The organism is Pseudomonas sp. GW821-FHT10C09 (genome assembly GCF_059415465.1).
Genome location: NZ_JBWKNG010000014.1, coordinates 78,749 through 97,401, shown reverse-complemented (window position 1 = coordinate 97,401; position 18,653 = coordinate 78,749). Strand labels below are relative to the sequence as shown.

Below are 18,653 nucleotides of genomic sequence, written 5' to 3'. Positions count from 1 at the left end.
TCCGCCCAAAGCCGCATTAGCTTAGACGTCTGTCACGAGTCTGAGTCGAGGTGTGCAATGGAGCTTCAAACATGGCTGGCGTTTTTTGCCGCCTGCTGGGTGATCAGTCTGTCGCCTGGTGCCGGCGCCATTGCGTCGATGTCCAGCGGTCTGCAATACGGTTTCTGGCGCGGTTACTGGAATGCCCTGGGCCTGCAATTGGGCCTGGCGGTGCAGATCGCGATTGTCGGCGCTGGCGTGGGCGCGATCCTCACCGCTTCAGCGTCCGCCTTCTATGCGATCAAATGGTTCGGCGTGGCGTACCTGGTGTACCTCGCCATCAAGCAATGGCGCGCGTTGCCCAGCGACATGAGCGATGACGCGGCTGTGCGTCAGATCGGCAAGCCGATGGCGTTGGTGTTCCGTGGTTTCCTGGTCAACATCAGCAACCCCAAGGCGCTGGTGTTCATGCTCGCGGTGTTGCCGCAGTTCATTGATCCGCATGCACCGTTGCTGGCCCAGTACCTGATCATCGGCGTGACCATGATCTGCGTCGACCTGATCGTCATGGCCGGTTACACCGGGCTGGCGTCCAAGGTGCTGCGCCTATTGCGCACACCCCAGCAGCAAAAACGCATGAACCGCACGTTTGCCGGGCTGTTTATTGGCGCAGCGGCATTTATGGCGACGCTGCGTAAAGCCGCGGTGTAAACGCTGTCAGGCACAAAAAAGGCGACCTTTAACGGTCGCCTTTTTCATTTCAGGCGTCAGCGCAGAATGACCGGCGCGGTATCCGCTGGCAGGTCGTTGCGCGGCTCGGGTTGCCCCGACGGCTGATAACTGCCATCCCCGAGCTGCTCGCTCAATTGCCGCGCCACATCCTCACCCAGAGACCTGGACACTTCGCGCACCACCCGGGGTCGGTTCAGCGAGACGTGGATGTCCCGATCATTCACCAGTTTGGTGTCTTGAGCCTCACCCATCGCGGTGAAGGCCGAGGTGATCTCGTAGGTCTTGGTGTTGATCAGGCTGAAGTCTGCCACCAGGGTCAGCGCCAGCACCGCCGAATAGCTGTCGGTGTTGGCCAGTTCGTTCATGTCCTGGGTGAAGTCGATGTCTGACAGCGTGCCAAACAGCACGTAGTCAGCACCTTCGAAATCACCGGCCTTGATGCGTTTGATCACGTCATACACATCGCGTTTTGCGTTGGCGGTGTAGGGCGTCCCCTGAATCAGCTGGAACATGCCGGTCTTGAGCATCTGACCTTTGATATCACCGCTGAACCGACGGATTTCGGTCTGTTCCAGATAACTGTTCTGCGTCGTGTACTCGTCATAACTGGACGAGCCGCTGGCGCCGTAATAGTCCTGCTGATGATCGTCACGGGACGAAATCACGTGGACGTATTGATCCACGCTGGCCTCGTAGGCGATGTCGGTGACAGCGATTTTCGGGGCGGCCTGAACGCCCAGGGCGCAAGTCAGGGCCATGATGCCAATCCATGCACGCATTGCTTAGCGCTCCGTGGTCTTGCGGATTTCTTTCTCGTCCATCCACTCGGCCAGCCCGCTTTCGACATCGATCAATTGCAGGCTGAATTTGTAGAAGACGTCCTTGTAATCGTTGCTGCGCTTGATGATCGAGCTGATCGAGCCTTCCAGGCGATAACGGGCGGCGATCATGTTGCCGGTTTTGTCCACCGTACTTTTCTTGTACAGGCCGCTCTGGTTTTGCAGCTTGAGTTGATCGACCTGGCTCTGCATGTCGGTGTTATCACTGGCAAAGCGTGCGGTGCCGGAGCGCATCAGTTGGGTCTTGATCGACGTGGTGATGTCGCGCGTGTCGATGTACTCGCTGGTCTTGTTCCGCACGTCGTACACCTGAACCACCGGCCGACCTTTCAGGACCCCGGACTGGGCGAGCGAGCGGGTCATGCTTTCAGCGATCATCTGCAGGTCGGTGGAGCCGAATTCGTTGGTCACCAGTTCCACGGCTTTCGGGTCGCCGTAACTGATGTTGCCGCTGCCCAGCACCGGCGACTTATTGGCCGCGCAGCCGCCGATCAGCAGGACGCTCAAGGCAAGGAACGACAAGCGTACAAACATGGGCAGGTTCTCGTGTGGACGGTTCACGGTGTATTGATCTCCAGACGGAAATCCACGGCTTGTGGCACGGGAGCGATCGCCGGCAGGAAACTCGTCTGCTCGGCATACAGGGTCAGGCTTTTCCAGGACTCGGCTTCGGCCACTGGAAAACCTTCCGGTCCGAGCCACAGATAGCGGTAGTAGAGCGTTTTGTTACGGGTGTCGGCGTTGCTCAGCTGCGTGCTGACGGTCAGGAAACCGTTTTCCCGGGCCATGCGCATCGGGCCGATAGCCAGGTCCTCGATCGGTCCCGTGGCCAGGACTTTGCTGGCAGCACTGCCCGGTTCCGGTGGCGGTGGGGTGGCGCAACCGGCCAACAGGGCCAGCGCGACAATGGCGATGCATTTCAATCCCATGAAGATCTCCGTTCAGGGTTGAGCGCGGCTGGTGACAGCCTGCGGTGCGTAAGGGGGGTTGAGCTCCAGAGCAACATCGGCGGCGAAAATCCGGTTAGTCACTGCGCGCAGGCTGAAGGCTTGATGGGGCTGGTCGATCCTGAACCTGACCGGAGCTTGTTCCGGGGCATTGGGCAGGGTCAGTTGATGCTCGCCTTTCTTGAGTCGCAGGCGAGCGACCAGCGTCCTGTCCGGTAGCGTGCGCCAGCCTCGTGTGTCCGCATCCTCGCGTTGAGTTTGCTGCAGGAGCGTCTCCTCAATTTTCTCGGGTTTGTGTTTTTTCAGATAGGCCAGGTACTCGACATTGGACCGGGCGCGGTGGAGCGTGCGCTGGATGATGCCCGGCATGTCGTCACGCAAGGTGCGCCGCGACATGTCGCCATAGCTGTTGAGAAAGGTCAGCTTGTGTTTTTTGCCGTCCACGATGACGAAGTCCACCGGTGGCGTAGAGGTATCGGAGACAAGGATCGGGAACGACATGTTGGTGATGTAGGTTTCGCCCTCGACATCCACCGAAATCGGCACGCGCACCGAGTTGCGTGCAGGTGCCAGGCCGGTTTGCACGATCAGCAAGACATCGCTTTCGCCGGCCTTGAGCGGCGATTTGTCGAGATTGCGCAGCGCCTGCTCCAGCAGCGGTGTGTTGGGGCGCAACTCAATGGCCTTGCGATACCCCGGCGCGGCGAGGTCTTTTTCGTTCAGCGTTTCATAGACGAAACCTGCCAGGTAATGACTGAACGCACTTTGGTAGCTGTTTTTCAGGGCAATCACTTCGGGCGCATCAAGGGTCGCCACCGGGTAGCCCTGAAGGTTCTGGTATTTCAGGGCCGCGCCTTGTTCCTGGGCCTGGTTCTCCAGTGCCAGATATTGCAAGTCGCGCTTTTCGGCAATGGTTGCCTCGCGCTCGTGGGTTTTCTTGATCATCACCCGAGCGAGTTCGACGTCGGCACTGGACAGGCTTGTCAGGGCCATTTGCGTGGTCAGGGCGACCTTCTCGAAGTCGTAGCCATCGTACAAACGCACTTTGTCATTGGCGCCGTAACTGTTGAACTCGGTGAAGGCTTTGAAGGTGCCGAACAGTGGCGAGTTTTCCCACCCCTCAATCAGCCGGTCGGCGTAATCCCAACTGGCGTAACTACCGGTCATATCGCCAGTGAGCCGCAGCAGTTCGCCCTTCTCAAAGTTATAGAGCAGGTCGCCCGGGGCAATGGGATTGTTTCGGTCCAGTACAGCAACGGCGGAGTCGACCTGGCCGGCTTTGAAATAGTCGAGGGTCTCGCTCAGCTCCGCGTTGTAGTCCCGCATGGTAGGGCAACCACTCAGTAGCAAGCAGGCACCGAGTACAAATATGAAGCGCAGGCGGGTGGCCATGTGCTGTGTGTCTTCCTTGAAGATAAGCCGCCAAGAGGCGGCAAACTATAGAGGAGAATGATGGCACTTTGTTCCCCTTCCTCTGATCTCTTCTTGCAGACAAAGCTTGAGTGAAAGTGATTGGGAGGGAACAATGTGTTACTTCGTATTACCAATTGAGATTCATTCATGACTGCCCCGTCCCGTTTACTGGCCTGGCTGGTGTTTCCGCTGTTTGCCTTGTGCAGTTTCAATCTGCTGGCCGACACCTTGGAAGGCGCACCGCAAGCGCTGCATTTGCTCGACTTCATCAGCGCGGACTACCCGCAAACCGTGCAAGCGGGCAAGGTGATTGATGAGTCCGAGTACCGCGGGCAGCTGGAATCCATCAAGACGTTGCAGGGCCTGATCGCGGCGATGCCGGCCAAGCAGGAGAAGGCGGGTCTGGAGCAGGGCGTCGGTTCGCTGCGCAGTGCCATCGCTGCCCGTCAGGACGGCGCGGACGTCTCTCGTCAGGCCCGGCAGCTGGGTGCGAAACTGGCCGTGACTTATGAAGTCAGCCAGGCACCGATCATTACGCCGGACCCGACCCGCGGTGCGCCGCTGTATGCCCAACACTGTTCGGTATGCCACGGTGATGCTGGGGCCGGTGATGGCCCGGCGGGCGTGGGGCTAACGCCGCCACCGTCCAATCTGCGTGATGCGACACGCCTGGATCACCTGAGCCTCTACGCGCTCTACAGCACGCTGGGCCTGGGGGTTGAAGGCACCGACATGCCGGCCTTCGCCGATCAGCTGGATGATCGTCAGCGCTGGGACCTGGCGACCTACATCGCCAGCTTCAGCGCCGATCCGGCGGCTGCAAAATCCGACAAGACCTACAACATCGCCGACCTCGGGCGTCAGACCCCGGCCGAAGTGCAGGCCGCTGAGGGCCCACAAGCCGCTGCGACGTTCCGTGCGCAGCGGGCGCAACCGCCGCAGGTCAAGCGCGGCCCGGCGCAGTTGCTCGATTACACCGCGGCGACGCTGGACAAGAGCATCGCCGCCTACCGTGCCGGCGATCACGATCAAGCCTATGACCTGTCTGTGGCGGCGTATCTGGAAGGTTTCGAGCTGGTCGAAAGCTCCCTCGACAACGTCGACGCCAACGTGCGCAAAGACACTGAAAAGTCGTTGATGGCTTACCGTCAGTCGTTGCAGGACGGTTTGCCGGTGGCTCAGGCCCAGCAGCGTCTGGACACGGCCAAGGCCAAGCTGAAGGAATCCGCCGACCTGCTGGGCAGCGATGGCCTGAGCTGGACCTTGAGCTACATCTCCGGTTTGCTGATTTTGCTGCGTGAAGGCCTGGAGGCGATTCTGGTGCTGGCGGCGATCCTCGCCTTCCTGCGCAACACCGGCCAGCAATCGGCTGTGCGCAGCGTCAACGTCGGCTGGGGCCTGGCATTGTTGGCCGGCCTGGGGACCTGGGCGCTGGCGGCGTACGTGATCGATGTCAGCGGCTCGCAGCGCGAATTGCTGGAAGGCGCGACGGCGCTGTTTGCCGCAGTCATGGTGCTCTGGCTCGGCGTATGGATGCACGACCGTCGCCATGCGGCGGCGTGGCAGGATTACATCAAGAGCAGCCTGGTGGGCGGCGGCGGGCGTTTCGGCTTTGCGATCCTGGCGTTCTTCTCGGTGTATCGCGAGTTGTTCGAAGTGATTCTGTTCTACGAAACCCTGTGGCTGCAGGCCGGGCCTGCCGGGCACAACGCGGTGTTGGCCGGCGGCGCGACGGCGCTGGTGCTGTTGGTGGGTCTGGCGTGGGTGATCTTGCGCGGGTCGGCGAAATTGCCGCTGTCGTTGTTCTTCAGCATCAACGCTGGCCTGCTGTGCGCGTTGTCGGTGGTGTTCGCCGGGCATGGCGTGAAGGCGTTGCAGGAAGCGGGCATTTTCGGCACCCGGCCGGTGCCGTTCTTTGATTTTGACTGGCTGGGCATTCATGCGGATGCGTATTCGTTGAGTGCTCAGGCGCTGGCGATCATTGCGATCGTTGTGCTGTATAGCCGCAGTCGGATGGCGGAGAAGCAGCGGGTGACTGCCTCTTAACGGCATTCGCTGCGCTCATGATCGCGGGCAAGCCACGCTCCCACAGGTTTAGGGTTAACCTTGTGGGAGCGAGCTTGCTCGCGATTTTTTTTGGAAGAGGAAAACATGATGCGAGTCTGGATCGACGCTGACGCCTGCCCGCGGGCGGCCAAGGATCTGGTGGTGAAATTCGCCCTCAAGCGCCAGTACGAAGTGGTGCTGGTGGCGGGGCAGCCGCAGATCAAGCCGGGGCTGGCGCTGGTGAAGTTGATCGTGGTGCCGAGTGGCCCGGACGCCGCCGATGACTACCTGGTGGAACACGCGGTGCCGGGTGAGCTGGTGATTTGCAGCGACGTGCCGTTGGCGGATCGCCTGGTGAAGAAGGGCGTGGCCGCGCTGGACCCGCGAGGCAAGGAGTTCGATGCGCAGAACATGGGGGATCGGCTGGCGGTACGCAACCTGTTCACCGATCTGCGTGAACAGGGGCAGATGGGCGGCGGGCCGGCACCGTTTGGTGATCGCGAGAAGCAGGCGTTTGCCAATGCGCTGGACCGGATACTCACCCGGCTGACCCGTAAACAATGAACCAGACAGTGAACCCTGTGGGAGCGAGCCTGCTCGCGAAGGGGTCAGCACATCCAACGATAATGTTGATTGGCAGTCCGTCTTCGCGAGCAGGCTCGCTCCCACAGTTAGATCGGGTCAGGCGTCGTCTTCGTGGGTCAGCTCGAGGACGCGGTCGACCATTTTGTTGATGCCGGACGCGGCTTCGCTGATGCTCTGCGCCAGCATATACGCCGGTGTACTCACCAGTTTGCGCGCCCGGTCCTCGACGATTTCGGTCACCGCGCAATCAGTATGCGTCGCACCCATTTTGTTCATGGCTGCCGCGGTCTCGGCGTCGTTGCCGATGGTGCAGTTAACCCCCGGGCCATAGATCTTCGCCGCCAGCGCGGGCGAGATGCACATCAAACCGACCGGTTTGCCCGCTTCAGCGAATGCTTCGGTTAGCGCCAGGACATCCGGTTGTACCGTGCAACCCGCACCTTCAATCGCAAAGTTCGACAGGTTCTTGGCCGAGCCAAATCCGCCGGGAACGATCAACGCATCAAAATCGTCGACGTCGGCGTCGCGAATGTCCTTGATATTGCCCCGGGCGATCCGCGCCGATTCCACCAGTACGTTGCGCGACTCGGGCATTTCCTCTCCGGTCAGGTGATTGATTACATGCAATTGCGCAATGTTCGGCGCAAAGCACTGCACCTGAGCGCCACGCTGGTCCAGTCTCAGCAGGGTAATCACGCTTTCGTGGATCTCGGCGCCGTCGTACACGCCACAGCCGGAAAGGATCACTGCAATTTTTTTGCTCATGGGTTGTTCTCCAGATTCATGGCGTTAAATGTCCACTAATTTGTCGCTCGTTGCCATAGGGTAAATGGGCGGCTACACCTAGCATCTGTCCTCAAGATTCCGATCAGGGCGCGTCATGGACTTCATTCTGTATGCGGTGCCGTTTTTCATTGTGCTGATCGCTGTCGAACTGCTGGCCGATCGTTGGCGCGGGGTCAGTCATTATCGCGTGGCCGATGCGATCAACAGCATGAGCACCGGTGTGCTGTCGACCACCACGGGCCTGTTGACCAAGGGTATCGGGCTGCTCACCTATGGGTTTGCCCTTGAGCATGTGGCGCTGTACGAGCTGTCGACCGAGAGCGTCTGGGTCTGGGTGTTGGCCTTTGTCCTCTACGACTTCTGCTACTACTGGCTGCACCGCATGGGCCACGAACGCAATATCCTCTGGGCCGCGCACTCGGTGCATCACCAGAGCGAGGAGTACAACCTCTCCACGGCGTTGCGCCAGACCAGTACCGGCTTCCTGCTGGGCTGGATTTTCTACCTGCCGATGGCGGTGCTCGGCGTGCCACTGCTGGTGTTCGTCAGCGTCGCGGCGCTGAATCTGCTGTATCAGTTCTGGGTCCATACCAGGCACATTCCCAAGCTTGGCTGGTTCGAATGGTTCTTCGTGTCGCCGTCCAATCATCGGGCCCACCATGCGCAGAACGCTCTCTACATGGATCGCAACTACGGCGGGGTGTTCATTATTTGGGACCGTCTGTTTGGCTCATTCCAGGAAGAAGACGACAACGAGCCGGTGATTTTCGGTGTGACCACGCCGTTGGCGAGCTGGAATCCGCTGTGGGCCAACGTGCAGTTTTATGTGCAACTGTGGGATGACGCGCGGCGGGCCGAGCGCACGTGGGACAAACTGCGGATCTGGTTCATGCGCACCGGTTGGCGTCCGGCGGATGTGGCGGCCAGGTACCCGATGAACAAGCCCGACTTGAACCTGTTCCGCAAATTCGAGGTGCCGCTGGACGGCCGTCAGCAACTGTATGTGGCGCTACAGTTCTGCGCCTACATCGCGTTGGGCAGCTACTTGATGAATCTGGAGCGCAGCTTGCCAACCGCCGCATTGGTACTCGGCTGGAGTGCGGTGGCGCTAGGGTTGTTTACGTTGGGCGTGGCCCTGGAGAATCGCCCGTGGGCGTTGAAACTGGAGCTGCTGCGATTGGCATCGAACGTGCCGTTGGTATGGCTGGCGCCAGTGGTCGGGCTGTGGCCGGCCAGCACAGTGGGCTGGATCGGCCTGCTCAGTTACAGTCTGCTTAGCGCTATCGGTCTCTACTGTTGCAGAAACCGCTTCACTCGCTTGGCGTCTTAGGCACTTCGGCGTGAGCCCTGGCGGCTTTCAGGGCTTGCTCGTCGGCGTAGATTTTCTTCGCCAGACGGGCATTCTTGAAACGCCGACGTAGCCACAGGCCCAGGCCCAGTACCAGCAACGCGCCGAGCACCCACAGCTCGTACTTCTTGACGCTGCCGAGCATGCCTTCCAGCACGGCGCCAAAGTGGTAAGCCGCCGCCGCCAGGGCTGCCGCCCAGATCGCCGCACCAATGCCGTTGAGCAGCAGATAACGTCCCGGCGGATAACCTGACAGGCCGATGGCCACCGGCATCACCGTGCGCAAACCGTAGACAAAGCGGAAGCTCAGCACCCAGATGTCCGGGTGCTTGCGGATATGTTCCAGCGCCCGATCGCCCATCATCTGCCAGCGCGGCTTGCGGGCCAGCAATTTGCGCCCGTGCTTGCGCCCCAGGAAGTACCACAGCTGGTCACCGGCATAACTGCCGAAGAACGCCACGACCACCACCAGGTTGATGTCCATGTATCCGCGGAACGCGAGGAAGCCGGCGAGCACAAGAATGGTTTCGCCTTCGAAGAACGTGCCGAGAAACAGGGCAAAGTAGCCGAAGTCATGCAGAAATTGTTGGAGCATTGTCTGGGTGCTGGCGAAATGAACGCGCAGCCTAACCCTTCGTGCACATTCATGAAAGTGTCCAAATGTGTCTCGACGTGAACATTTCCTACAACGACAATGGAATGCGGCTACCTGTCACAGGGGTGCACATAACTGTAATACGTTCGTCATAATGGCCGCTTATAACTGTCACGCTCGCCCGTAAGCGCGGGCTCAGGAGTCTGCCGTGAGCTTTACCCCCGCCAACCGTCTGTTCCCCGCAACCCGCCTGCGCCGTAACCGTCGTGATGATTTTTCGCGTCGACTGGTCCGTGAAAACGTTCTGACCGTCGATGACCTGATCCTGCCGGTGTTCGTCCTGGACGGTGAAAACCGTCGCGAAGCGGTGGCCTCGATGCCGGGTGTCGAACGCCTGACCATCGACCTGTTGCTGGAAGAAGCGGCCAAATGGGTCGAACTGGGGATTCCGGCGCTGGCGCTGTTCCCGGTCACGCCGCCGGAGCTCAAGACACTGGACGCCGCCGAGGCCTGGAACCCGAACGGTATCGCCCAGCGCGCCACTCGCGCCCTGCGTGCGCAGTTTCCGGAACTTGGAGTGATCACCGACGTTGCCCTTGACCCGTTTACCACCCACGGTCAGGACGGCATCATCGACGAAGAAGGCTACGTGCAGAACGACATTACCGTCGATGCACTGGTCCGCCAGGCCCTGTCCCACGCCGAAGCCGGCGCCCAAGTGGTGGCTCCCTCGGACATGATGGACGGCCGCATCCAGGCGATCCGCGAAGCCCTCGAGCTGGCTGATCACGTCAACGTGCGGATCATGGCCTATTCGGCAAAATACGCCAGCGCCTACTATGGCCCGTTCCGCGATGCGGTGGGTTCGGCGCTGAACCTGGGCAAGGCCAACAAGGCCAGCTATCAGATGGACCCGGCCAACAGCAACGAAGCCCTGCACGAAGTGGCGGCGGACTTGTCAGAAGGCGCGGACATGGTCATGGTCAAGCCAGGCATGCCGTACCTGGACATCCTTTACCGGGTCAAAGAAGAATTCAAAGTGCCGACGTTTGTTTATCAAGTCAGCGGCGAATACGCCATGCACATGGCGGCGATCCAGAATGGCTGGTTGAGCGAAGGGGTGATTCTCGAATCCCTGACCGCTTTTAAACGTGCAGGCGCCGATGGCATCCTGACTTACTTTGCCGTCCGCGCCGCTCAACTGTTACGAGAGCAAAAATAGCCCTCCCAGGAACATTCCATGAATACCGAAGGACTCACTGAAGTTGCCGTAAAAGAGGCTCAACCCCTGGTCGAGCAAATCGCCGAAACCCCACCGGAGCTGGAGCCTGCTCCGCCCGCGGTGGTGGCCGAAACCGCTGCCGCAGCCGCGGCGCCGGCGATTGCCATTCCCGGTCTGGATGACAGCAGCCTGTACATCCACCGCGAGCTCTCGCAACTGCAATTCAACATTCGCGTGCTGGAACAGGCGCTGGATGAGTCCTACCCTTTGCTGGAACGGCTGAAATTTCTGCTGATCTTCTCCAGCAACCTGGACGAGTTCTTCGAAATTCGTGTGGCCGGCCTGAAGAAGCAGATCACCTTCGCCCGTGAACAAGCCGGCGCCGACGGTCTGCAGCCGCATCAGGCCCTGGCCCGCATCAGCGAACTGGTGCACGGTCACGTTGACCGCCAATACGCGATCCTCAACGACATCCTGTTGCCGGAACTGGAAAAACATCAGGTCCGCTTCATCCGCCGTCGTTACTGGACCACCAAGCTCAAGACCTGGGTGCGCCGTTATTTCCGCGACGAGATCGCGCCGATCATCACCCCGATCGGCCTCGACCCGACGCACCCGTTCCCGTTGCTGGTGAACAAGAGCCTGAACTTCATCGTCGAACTCGAAGGCATCGACGCCTTCGGTCGCGATTCCGGTCTGGCGATCATCCCGGCGCCGCGTCTGCTGCCGCGCGTGATCAAGGTGCCGGAAGAGGTCGGCGGCGCCGGCGACAACTATGTGTTCCTGTCGTCGATGATCCACGCTCACGCCGATGACCTGTTCCAGGGCATGAAGGTCAAGGGCTGCTACCAGTTCCGCCTGACCCGAAACGCCGACCTGGCGCTGGACTCCGAAGATGTGGAAGACCTGGCCCGCGCATTGCGCGGCGAGTTGTTCTCCCGTCGCTACGGTGACGCGGTGCGTCTGGAAGTGGCGGATACCTGCCCGAAACACCTGTCGGACTACCTGCTCAAGCAATTCAACCTGAGCGAGTCCGAGCTGTATCAAGTCAACGGTCCGGTGAACCTGACGCGTCTGTTCAGCATCACCGGCCTGGACAGCCAGCGCGAGCTGCAATACCTGCCGTTCACGCCGCAGATCCCGAAGCTGCTGCAAAACAGCGAAAACATCTTCAGCGTGATCAGCAAGCAGGACATCCTGCTGCTGCACCCGTTCGAGTCGTTTACCCCGGTGGTCGACCTGCTGCGTCAGGCCGCCAAGGACCCGCACGTTCTGGCCGTCCGCCAGACCCTGTACCGTTCGGGTGCCAACTCGGAAATCGTCGATGCGCTGGTGGATGCCGCGCGTAACGGCAAAGAGGTCACGGCGGTCATCGAATTGCGCGCACGCTTCGACGAAGAGTCCAACCTGCAACTGGCCAGCCGTCTGCAAGCGGCCGGTGCGGTGGTGATTTACGGCGTGGTCGGTTTCAAGACCCACGCCAAGATGATGCTGATCCTGCGTCGCGAGGCGGGCGAAATCGTTCGTTACGCGCACTTGGGCACGGGCAACTATCACGCCGGCAACGCGCGCCTCTACACCGACTACAGCCTGCTGACCTCCGACGACGCTTTGTGCGAGGACGTCGGCAAACTGTTCAGCCAGTTGATCGGCATGGGTAAAACCCTGCGCATGAAGAAGCTGCTGCATGCGCCGTTCACGCTGAAGAAGGGCATGCTCGACATGATTGCCCGGGAGACTCAGTTCGCTCTCGACGGCAAACCGGCGCACATCATCGCCAAGTTCAACTCGCTGACCGATCCGAAGATCATCCGCGCGCTGTACAAGGCCAGCCAGTCGGGCGTGCGTATCGACCTCGTCGTACGCGGCATGTGCTGCCTGCGTCCGGGCATCGCCGGGGTTTCGCACAACATCCACGTGCGCTCGATCATCGGCCGCTTCCTGGAGCACACCCGGGTCTTCTACTTCCTCAATGGCGGCGACGAACAGATGTTCCTCTCCAGTGCCGACTGGATGGAGCGCAACCTCGACAAGCGCGTCGAGACTTGCTTCCCGGTGGAAGGTCGCAAGCTGATTGTGCGGGTCAAGAAGGAGCTGGAGCTGTACCTCACCGACAACACCCACAGCTGGAGCCTGCAGTCGGACGGTCGTTACATCCGCAACACACCGACCGGCAACCAGAACCCGCGCAGTGCGCAGGCGACGTTGCTGGAGCGTTTGGGCAGCCCGATCCTGACCGTTCGTTAACCCACAGGGGATTGTGTCGCTTGCTGAATCGCGAGCATAAAAAAGGCCTTCCGAAGAAGGCCTTTTTCAGTTTCAGCGGGCGTTCAGGACAATGTCGACACGGGTGAGCCATTCCGCTTCGATGGCGAAGTCGGCCTGGGTCAGTTGGTTGTCGTCCAGCCATTGGTCCGGGAACACCACCTCCAGGCTGTTGCCATTGGCGTGCAGTTCCACCTGAGGCATTTGCTGAGTGCCGCGGATGTGATGGAACAGGATCGCAAAACGCAGCAGCACGCACAGGCGAATCAGCTTGATGCCGTCATCGCCGAACTCGGCGAATTTGTCCTTGGGAATGTTGCGTCGGTGACCACGCACCAACAGCGCCAGCATTTGCTGGTCCTCGCGGGAGAACCCGGCCAGGTCCGAGTGTTCGATCAGGTAGGCGCCATGCTTGTGGTACTGATAGTGAGCGATGTCCAGGCCCACTTCGTGGACCTTGGCGGCCCAGCCGAGCAGTTCGCGCCAGACACCGTCATCCAGGTCCCAATCCTTGGCCACTTGATCGAAGGCGTGCAACGCCTTGCGCTCGACCCGCACCGCTTGTTCCTGATCGACGTGATACCGCTCCATCAACGAACTGAGCGTGCGCTCACGGACGTCTTCGTGATGATGGCGACCCAACAGGTCGTAGAGCACGCCTTCACGCAGGGCACCTTCGCAGTGGTCCATGCGCTGGAGTTCGAGGGCGTCGAAAATAGCCTCGAGGATCGCCAGACCCGCCGGGAAAATCGCCCGGCGGTCAGGCTTGATGCCGTCGAAGTCGATTTTATCGACATCGCCGAGCTTGATCAGTTTGCGTTTGAGCCAGGCCAGGCCTTCGGCATTCACCTCGCCCGTGCCGTGGCCGCCGGCCTTCAGTGCCAGGCCGATGGCGCGGATGGTGCCCGAGGAGCCGATGGCTTCATCCCAGGTCAGGCGGTGCAGGGCGTGCTCGATGCTCATGATCTCCAGCCGCGCCGCGGTGTACGCCTGGGCGTAACGGGCCGGGGTGATCTTGCCGTCCTTGAAATAGCGCTGGGTGTAGCTGACGCAGCCCATTTGCAGGCTTTCGCGCAGCAGCGGCTCGAAGCGCTGGCCGATGATGAATTCGGTACTGCCACCGCCGATGTCGGCCACCAGACGTTTGCCCGGAGTGTCGGCGAGGGTGTGGGACACGCCGAGGTAGATCAGGCGCGCTTCTTCACGGCCGGAGATGACTTCCACCGGGTGCCCGAGGATGTCTTCGGCGCGGCGGATGAATTCGGCGCGGTTACGGGCCTCGCGCAGGGCGTTGGTGCCGACGATGCGCACGGCGCCCGGGGGCATGCCGTTGATCAGTTGGGCAAAACGCTTGAGGCAGTCGAGCCCGCGTTGCATGGATTCTTCGTTGAGATGGCGCTCTTCGTCGATGCCGGCGGCCAGCTGGACCTTCTCCCCGAGACGCTCGAGAATACGGATTTCGCCGTTCTGGGCCTTGGCCACGACCATGTGAAAGCTGTTGGAGCCCAGGTCGATTGCGGCGATCAGGGACAGATTCTTGGCTTGGGATTGCGGCATGGTCAGGGGGTCTCGGTCGATAACCTCGACATCGTGCCACGATCAAAGGCTGGCGCCAACGCGCAGTGTTCAAAGCGTTGATCCAGCACAGTAATGCCAGTGACCGCGCCAAATGTCGCATTGCGTACCGAAATCTGCTGCCTCCGGTCCCGGCCCTCCCTGTCTTGAGCTATACCCAAACTCATGGACCACCATAGCGAGACTCAATCATCTGCACCTTCCTGAACGAAGGAAGGGCGGCTATGATGGGCCACGTTTTTTTGCTTACAACCTGGAGACTTCCATGAGCAGCGATCTTATTAAACACGTCACCGACGCTAGCTTCGACGTCGACGTCCTCAAGGCCGAAGGCGCTGTACTGGTCGACTACTGGGCTGAATGGTGCGGCCCATGCAAAATGATCGCTCCTGTTCTGGACGAGATTGCTGAAACCTACAAAGGCAAGCTGACCGTTGCCAAGCTGAACATCGACGAAAACCAGGAAACCCCGGCCAAGCATGGCGTGCGTGGTATCCCGACCCTGATGCTGTTCAAGAACGGCAACGTTGAAGCGACCAAGGTCGGCGCACTGTCCAAGTCGCAACTGGCTGCCTTCCTCGACGCCAACATCTAAGCGTCGATCAAAGCGTGATCAAAAAGGCCCCGCACATTGCGGGGCCTTTTCGTTATTCAGGGCTAGACGCTCCGAAACTCAGGTGGTACATTCGGCCCCGCACTGGTTTCTCCATTGCCCCCTGCTAGCCGTCGCCGACGCACTCCTTTTCGAATAAGTACGCGATCCTGTCGCCTTCTCTGCGGCGCGGCCTCATTAAGCCAAAAGCTTAATTTCCCCCCTCCATAAATGATTACGTCATTCCTATATGAATCTGACTGAACTCAAGCAAAAGCCGATTACCGAACTGCTCGAATTGGCCGAACAGATGGGCATAGAAAATATGGCCCGTTCGCGCAAGCAGGACGTGATTTTCTCCCTGCTCAAAAAGCACGCTAAAAGCGGCGAGGAAATCTCCGGTGATGGCGTGCTGGAGATTCTCCAGGACGGCTTCGGCTTCCTGCGCTCCGCTGACGCTTCCTATCTCGCCGGCCCGGACGATATCTACGTCTCGCCGAGCCAGATCCGCCGTTTCAACTTGCGCACCGGTGACACCATCGTTGGCAAGATCCGCCCTCCAAAGGAAGGCGAGCGTTATTTCGCGCTGCTCAAGGTCGACACGATCAACTACGATCGTCCCGAGAACGCGAAAAACAAGATTCTCTTCGAGAACCTGACCCCGCTGTTCCCGACTGTGCGCATGAAGATGGAAGCCGGCAACGGTTCCACCGAAGACTTGACCGGTCGTGTCATCGACCTGTGCGCCCCGATCGGCAAAGGCCAGCGCGGTCTGATCGTTGCACCGCCGAAAGCCGGTAAAACCATCATGCTGCAGAACATTGCAGCGAACATCGCCCGTAACAACCCTGAAGTTCATCTGATCGTGCTGCTGATCGACGAACGTCCGGAAGAAGTGACCGAAATGCAGCGCACCGTGCGCGGCGAAGTGGTTGCCTCGACGTTCGATGAGCCGCCAACCCGCCACGTGCAGGTTGCCGAAATGGTGATCGAGAAGGCCAAGCGCCTGGTCGAACACAAGAAAGACGTGGTGATCCTGCTCGACTCCATCACCCGTCTGGCTCGCGCCTACAACACCGTGATCCCGAGCTCCGGCAAAGTGCTCACCGGTGGTGTCGATGCCCACGCCCTGGAGAAACCGAAACGTTTCTTCGGCGCCGCGCGGAACATCGAGGAAGGCGGTTCGCTGACCATCATCGCCACCGCGCTGGTTGAAACCGGCTCGAAGATGGACGAAGTGATCTACGAAGAATTCAAAGGCACCGGCAACATGGAACTGCCTCTGGATCGCCGTATCGCTGAAAAACGCGTCTTCCCGGCCATCAACATCAACCGTTCCGGCACCCGCCGCGAAGAGTTGCTGACCGCCGACGACGAGTTGCAACGCATGTGGATCCTGCGCAAGCTGCTGCACCCGATGGACGAAATCGCTGCCATCGAGTTCCTGGTCGACAAGCTGAAAACGACCAAGACCAACGACGAGTTCTTCTTGTCGATGAAGCGTAAGTAAGACGGTTTTTCAGCCGCTGAAAATGGCGTCCTTCGGGGCGCCATTTTTTTTGCAGAAAAAAGGGAGGTTTGCGGCTGGGATTGGTCTGTACAGAATCGAAAGGGTCGACGGACCCAAAACTCAAATCTGAACGGCATTTTTTGTTTATGAGCACTCTTGCTTATCGAAGGGATATCGACGGCTTACGCGCAATCGCGGTGATTGCGGTGGTGTTGTTCCATTTTGGTGTTCCTGGCTTCACCGGCGGCTTCGTCGGTGTTGATATCTTCTTCGTGATTTCCGGCTACCTGATCACCTCGATCATCTGGAATCAGCGCCAGGCCGGGCGCTTCAGCTTTGTGGATTTCTGGGCGCGTCGTGCGCGGCGGATCCTGCCGGCGCTGTTCGTGATGATTCTCGCGGTGCTGGCGGTGGGCTGGTTTCTGATGGCGCCCAAGGATTACGAAGAACTGGGCCGCTCGGTGCGTTACCAGGTGATGTTCGTTTCCAACATCCTGTTTATGCGTCAGGACGGCTATTTTGATGCTGCTTCCGATCTCAAACCGTTGTTGCACACGTGGTCGCTGGCGGTTGAAGAGCAGTTCTATATTGTCTTCCCGCTGTTGCTGACGGTGCTGTCGAGTCGCCTCAAGCATTGGCGACTGGCGTTGTTCGGCGTGTTGTTGGTGTCATTCGGGCTCAGCGTCTGGGCCGTGGCGCATCATCCCGAGAAAGCCTTTTTCCTGTTGCCGATGCGCGCCTGGGAGCTGTTGGCCGGCGCCATGCTGGCGGTTGCGCCAAGAACTGGCTGGCGCCTGACCTCTACGGGGGCGCAAGTGGTGAGCCTGGCCGGCTCTGCTTTGATTCTGCTGGCCGTGTTCTGCTATGACAAAAGCACGCCATTCCCCGGCGCCGCCGCATTGCTGCCGACGCTGGGCGTGGTGGCGCTGATCTGGGCCAACGGCCATCGGCAAACACTGGTCGGTGGCTTGCTCGCCAGCCGTTTGTTGGTCGGGCTCGGGCTGATTTCCTATTCCTGGTACTTGTGGCACTGGCCGGTGTTCGTCTTTGCCAGCTATGCCAGCGTCGATGAGCCAGGCCCGTTTGATATTTCGGGGTTGATTCTGCTCAGCCTGGTGCTGGGTTATCTGTCGTGGCGATTCGTCGAGACGCCATTGCGCGAGCGGCGATTGTTGGCGGAGCGTCGGCAGATTCTGCTCGCGGCGGCCTGTGGTGTGCTGGTGCTGGGGCTGGCCGGCCAGACGTTGCGCTGGACCGATGGTTTGCCCGCGCGCCTGCCTGAGCAGGCCTTGCAGTACGCCAAAGGGAAAGAGTGGCGTGCGGAACTGATGCGTTGCCTGGCCAATGACAAAACCCCTGACGACAAGCTCTTTTGTCATTACGGGACGCCCACACCTACCGCATCAAAGGCGCTGGTCTGGGGCGACAGTCATGCCACGGCGCTGATTCCGGTTTTCGACGATGGCGCGCAAAAACACGGCGTCAGCGTGATACTCGCCAGTTCCCCGGGCTGCATTCCGGTCGCAGGGCTGGAGCACCATTCGCAGTGTGCCCGCTTCAACCGCCGGGTCGAGCAGGCCATGAAGCCGCAATCGGTGGGCGATGTGGTGCTGGTCGCACGCTGGAGCCTGTACCTCTATGGCGATGTGAAAGGAGACCTCGGGTATGTGCTGCGCGACTCCCAGGGCCGTTATGACCGGGCGATCGCCGAACAACGCCTGGCCGAAGGGTTAACGGCGACTGTCCGGCAGCTGCGCAATGACGGGCATCGCGTCTGGCTGGTCAAAGAGGCGCCGCTGCAACAGTTCAGCCCGCCTTACCGCCTCAGCCGCTTGGCGATGTTGCATCGGCCAACCGATGATGTTGGATTGCCGGTGGCGGAGCACTTCAAGCGTCAGGCCTTCATCAGCCAGTTGTTCGCGCAAATAGCGGCCGCCAATCCCGGCGTAACCGTGGTCGACCCCGCGCCGCTGCTGTGCGATGACGAAGGTCTTTGCCGCGCCGAACTCGACGGTCATTCGCTGTACACCGACGACAATCACTTGTCCGAGGTCGGGGCACGGTTCATCGCGCCGGCACTTGAGCCGTTGTTCAGGCACCTGCAAGCCCGGTCAACACTCGGCAATGGCAACCAAAATGCGGTCAGGTAATCAGCGATAAGCTGCCAGCGGACGGCAGAGCAGGTAGGATGTACGCCTATTTTAGGGGTGCCATCGTCA

At 60.1% G+C, this 18,653-nt stretch carries 16 protein-coding genes; 9 read left to right on the top strand and 7 right to left on the bottom strand.

Translation table 11 applies throughout. The features are described 5' to 3' along the window. The first annotated feature begins 57 nt into the window (after positions 1-57). Positions 58-690 (top strand): homoserine/homoserine lactone efflux protein, encoded by a 633-nt coding sequence (gene rhtB, locus AC07N8_RS16285; RefSeq protein WP_027926427.1) that lies wholly within the window; start codon positions 58-60, stop codon positions 688-690. A 56-nt stretch (positions 691-746) separates the two neighbouring features. Here the strand turns inward: rhtB and AC07N8_RS16280 are convergent, their stop codons facing one another. From AC07N8_RS16280 to AC07N8_RS16265, 4 genes are read right to left on the bottom strand one after another with little or no spacing between them, the layout of a single operon-like run. Beyond that, positions 747-1,490, bottom strand: coding sequence for a penicillin-binding protein activator LpoB (locus AC07N8_RS16280; RefSeq protein WP_493144565.1), 744 nt, complete (start codon positions 1,488-1,490; stop codon positions 747-749). Between the two features lie 3 nt (positions 1,491-1,493). Next, positions 1,494-2,084 carry a penicillin-binding protein activator LpoB gene (gene lpoB, locus AC07N8_RS16275; protein ID WP_493144677.1) on the bottom strand — a complete coding sequence of 197 codons (591 nt, stop codon included), beginning with the start codon at positions 2,082-2,084 and terminating at the stop codon, positions 1,494-1,496. Between the two features lie 23 nt (positions 2,085-2,107). Then, a complete protein-coding gene (locus AC07N8_RS16270; RefSeq protein ID WP_483843769.1) occupies positions 2,108-2,479 on the bottom strand; it encodes a YcfL family putative periplasmic lipoprotein in 372 nt (123 codons plus the stop codon). A gap of 12 nt (positions 2,480-2,491) precedes the next feature. Continuing rightward, positions 2,492-3,889 (bottom strand): COG3014 family protein, encoded by a 1,398-nt coding sequence (locus tag AC07N8_RS16265; RefSeq protein WP_483843770.1) that lies wholly within the window; start codon positions 3,887-3,889, stop codon positions 2,492-2,494. Positions 3,890-4,057: 168 nt separating this feature from the next. Between AC07N8_RS16265 and AC07N8_RS16260 the strand changes: the two genes are divergently transcribed. After that, positions 4,058-5,956: an FTR1 family protein gene (locus AC07N8_RS16260; protein ID WP_493144561.1), complete on the top strand. Its 1,899-nt coding sequence runs from the start codon at positions 4,058-4,060 to the stop codon at positions 5,954-5,956. A 108-nt stretch (positions 5,957-6,064) separates the two neighbouring features. Continuing rightward, positions 6,065-6,520, top strand: a complete 456-nt coding sequence (locus tag AC07N8_RS16255; protein WP_483843803.1) for a YaiI/YqxD family protein — start codon at positions 6,065-6,067, stop codon at positions 6,518-6,520. A 117-nt stretch (positions 6,521-6,637) separates the two neighbouring features. Here the strand turns inward: AC07N8_RS16255 and elbB are convergent, their stop codons facing one another. Further along, on the bottom strand, positions 6,638-7,306 hold the full coding sequence (elbB, locus tag AC07N8_RS16250; RefSeq protein WP_483843772.1) for an isoprenoid biosynthesis glyoxalase ElbB: 669 nt from the start codon (positions 7,304-7,306) through the stop codon (positions 6,638-6,640). A 115-nt stretch (positions 7,307-7,421) separates the two neighbouring features. Here elbB and AC07N8_RS16245 point away from each other — a divergent pair, with 115 nt between their 5' ends. Further along, a complete protein-coding gene (locus AC07N8_RS16245; RefSeq protein WP_493144559.1) occupies positions 7,422-8,657 on the top strand; it encodes a sterol desaturase family protein in 1,236 nt (411 codons plus the stop codon). Here AC07N8_RS16245 and AC07N8_RS16240 read toward each other — a convergent pair. Beyond that, positions 8,638-9,270: a DedA family protein gene (locus AC07N8_RS16240; protein ID WP_483843774.1), complete on the bottom strand. Its 633-nt coding sequence runs from the start codon at positions 9,268-9,270 to the stop codon at positions 8,638-8,640. The two genes, AC07N8_RS16245 and AC07N8_RS16240, sit on opposite strands and share 20 nt — an antisense overlap. Positions 9,271-9,478: 208 nt before the next feature. Between AC07N8_RS16240 and hemB the strand changes: the two genes are divergently transcribed. Together hemB and ppk1 are read left to right on the top strand one after the other, a co-directional pair. Beyond that, complete coding sequence (gene hemB / locus AC07N8_RS16235; protein ID WP_027926437.1) at positions 9,479-10,492, top strand: porphobilinogen synthase; 1,014 nt, start codon at positions 9,479-9,481, stop codon at positions 10,490-10,492. An 18-nt stretch (positions 10,493-10,510) separates the two neighbouring features. Then, on the top strand, positions 10,511-12,739 hold the full coding sequence (ppk1, locus tag AC07N8_RS16230) for a polyphosphate kinase 1 (RefSeq protein ID WP_483843775.1): 2,229 nt from the start codon (positions 10,511-10,513) through the stop codon (positions 12,737-12,739). A gap of 72 nt (positions 12,740-12,811) precedes the next feature. Here the strand turns inward: ppk1 and ppx are convergent, their stop codons facing one another. Continuing rightward, the gene (ppx, locus tag AC07N8_RS16225) at positions 12,812-14,314 is read right to left on the bottom strand and encodes an exopolyphosphatase (protein ID WP_493144556.1); all 1,503 of its coding nucleotides are present in this window, start codon (positions 14,312-14,314) and stop codon (positions 12,812-12,814) included. A gap of 283 nt (positions 14,315-14,597) precedes the next feature. Here ppx and trxA point away from each other — a divergent pair, with 283 nt between their 5' ends. The 3 genes from trxA to AC07N8_RS16210 all read left to right on the top strand — a co-directional run bounded on the left by trxA (position 14,598) and on the right by AC07N8_RS16210 (position 18,584). Further along, positions 14,598-14,927 (top strand): thioredoxin TrxA, encoded by a 330-nt coding sequence (gene trxA, locus AC07N8_RS16220; protein WP_008150340.1) that lies wholly within the window; start codon positions 14,598-14,600, stop codon positions 14,925-14,927. Positions 14,928-15,174: 247 nt separating this feature from the next. Continuing rightward, positions 15,175-16,434: a transcription termination factor Rho gene (gene rho, locus AC07N8_RS16215; RefSeq protein ID WP_007942421.1), complete on the top strand. Its 1,260-nt coding sequence runs from the start codon at positions 15,175-15,177 to the stop codon at positions 16,432-16,434. Between the two features lie 146 nt (positions 16,435-16,580). Next, on the top strand, positions 16,581-18,584 hold the full coding sequence (locus AC07N8_RS16210; RefSeq protein WP_493144552.1) for an acyltransferase family protein: 2,004 nt from the start codon (positions 16,581-16,583) through the stop codon (positions 18,582-18,584). Positions 18,585-18,653: the final 69 nt, after the last annotated feature.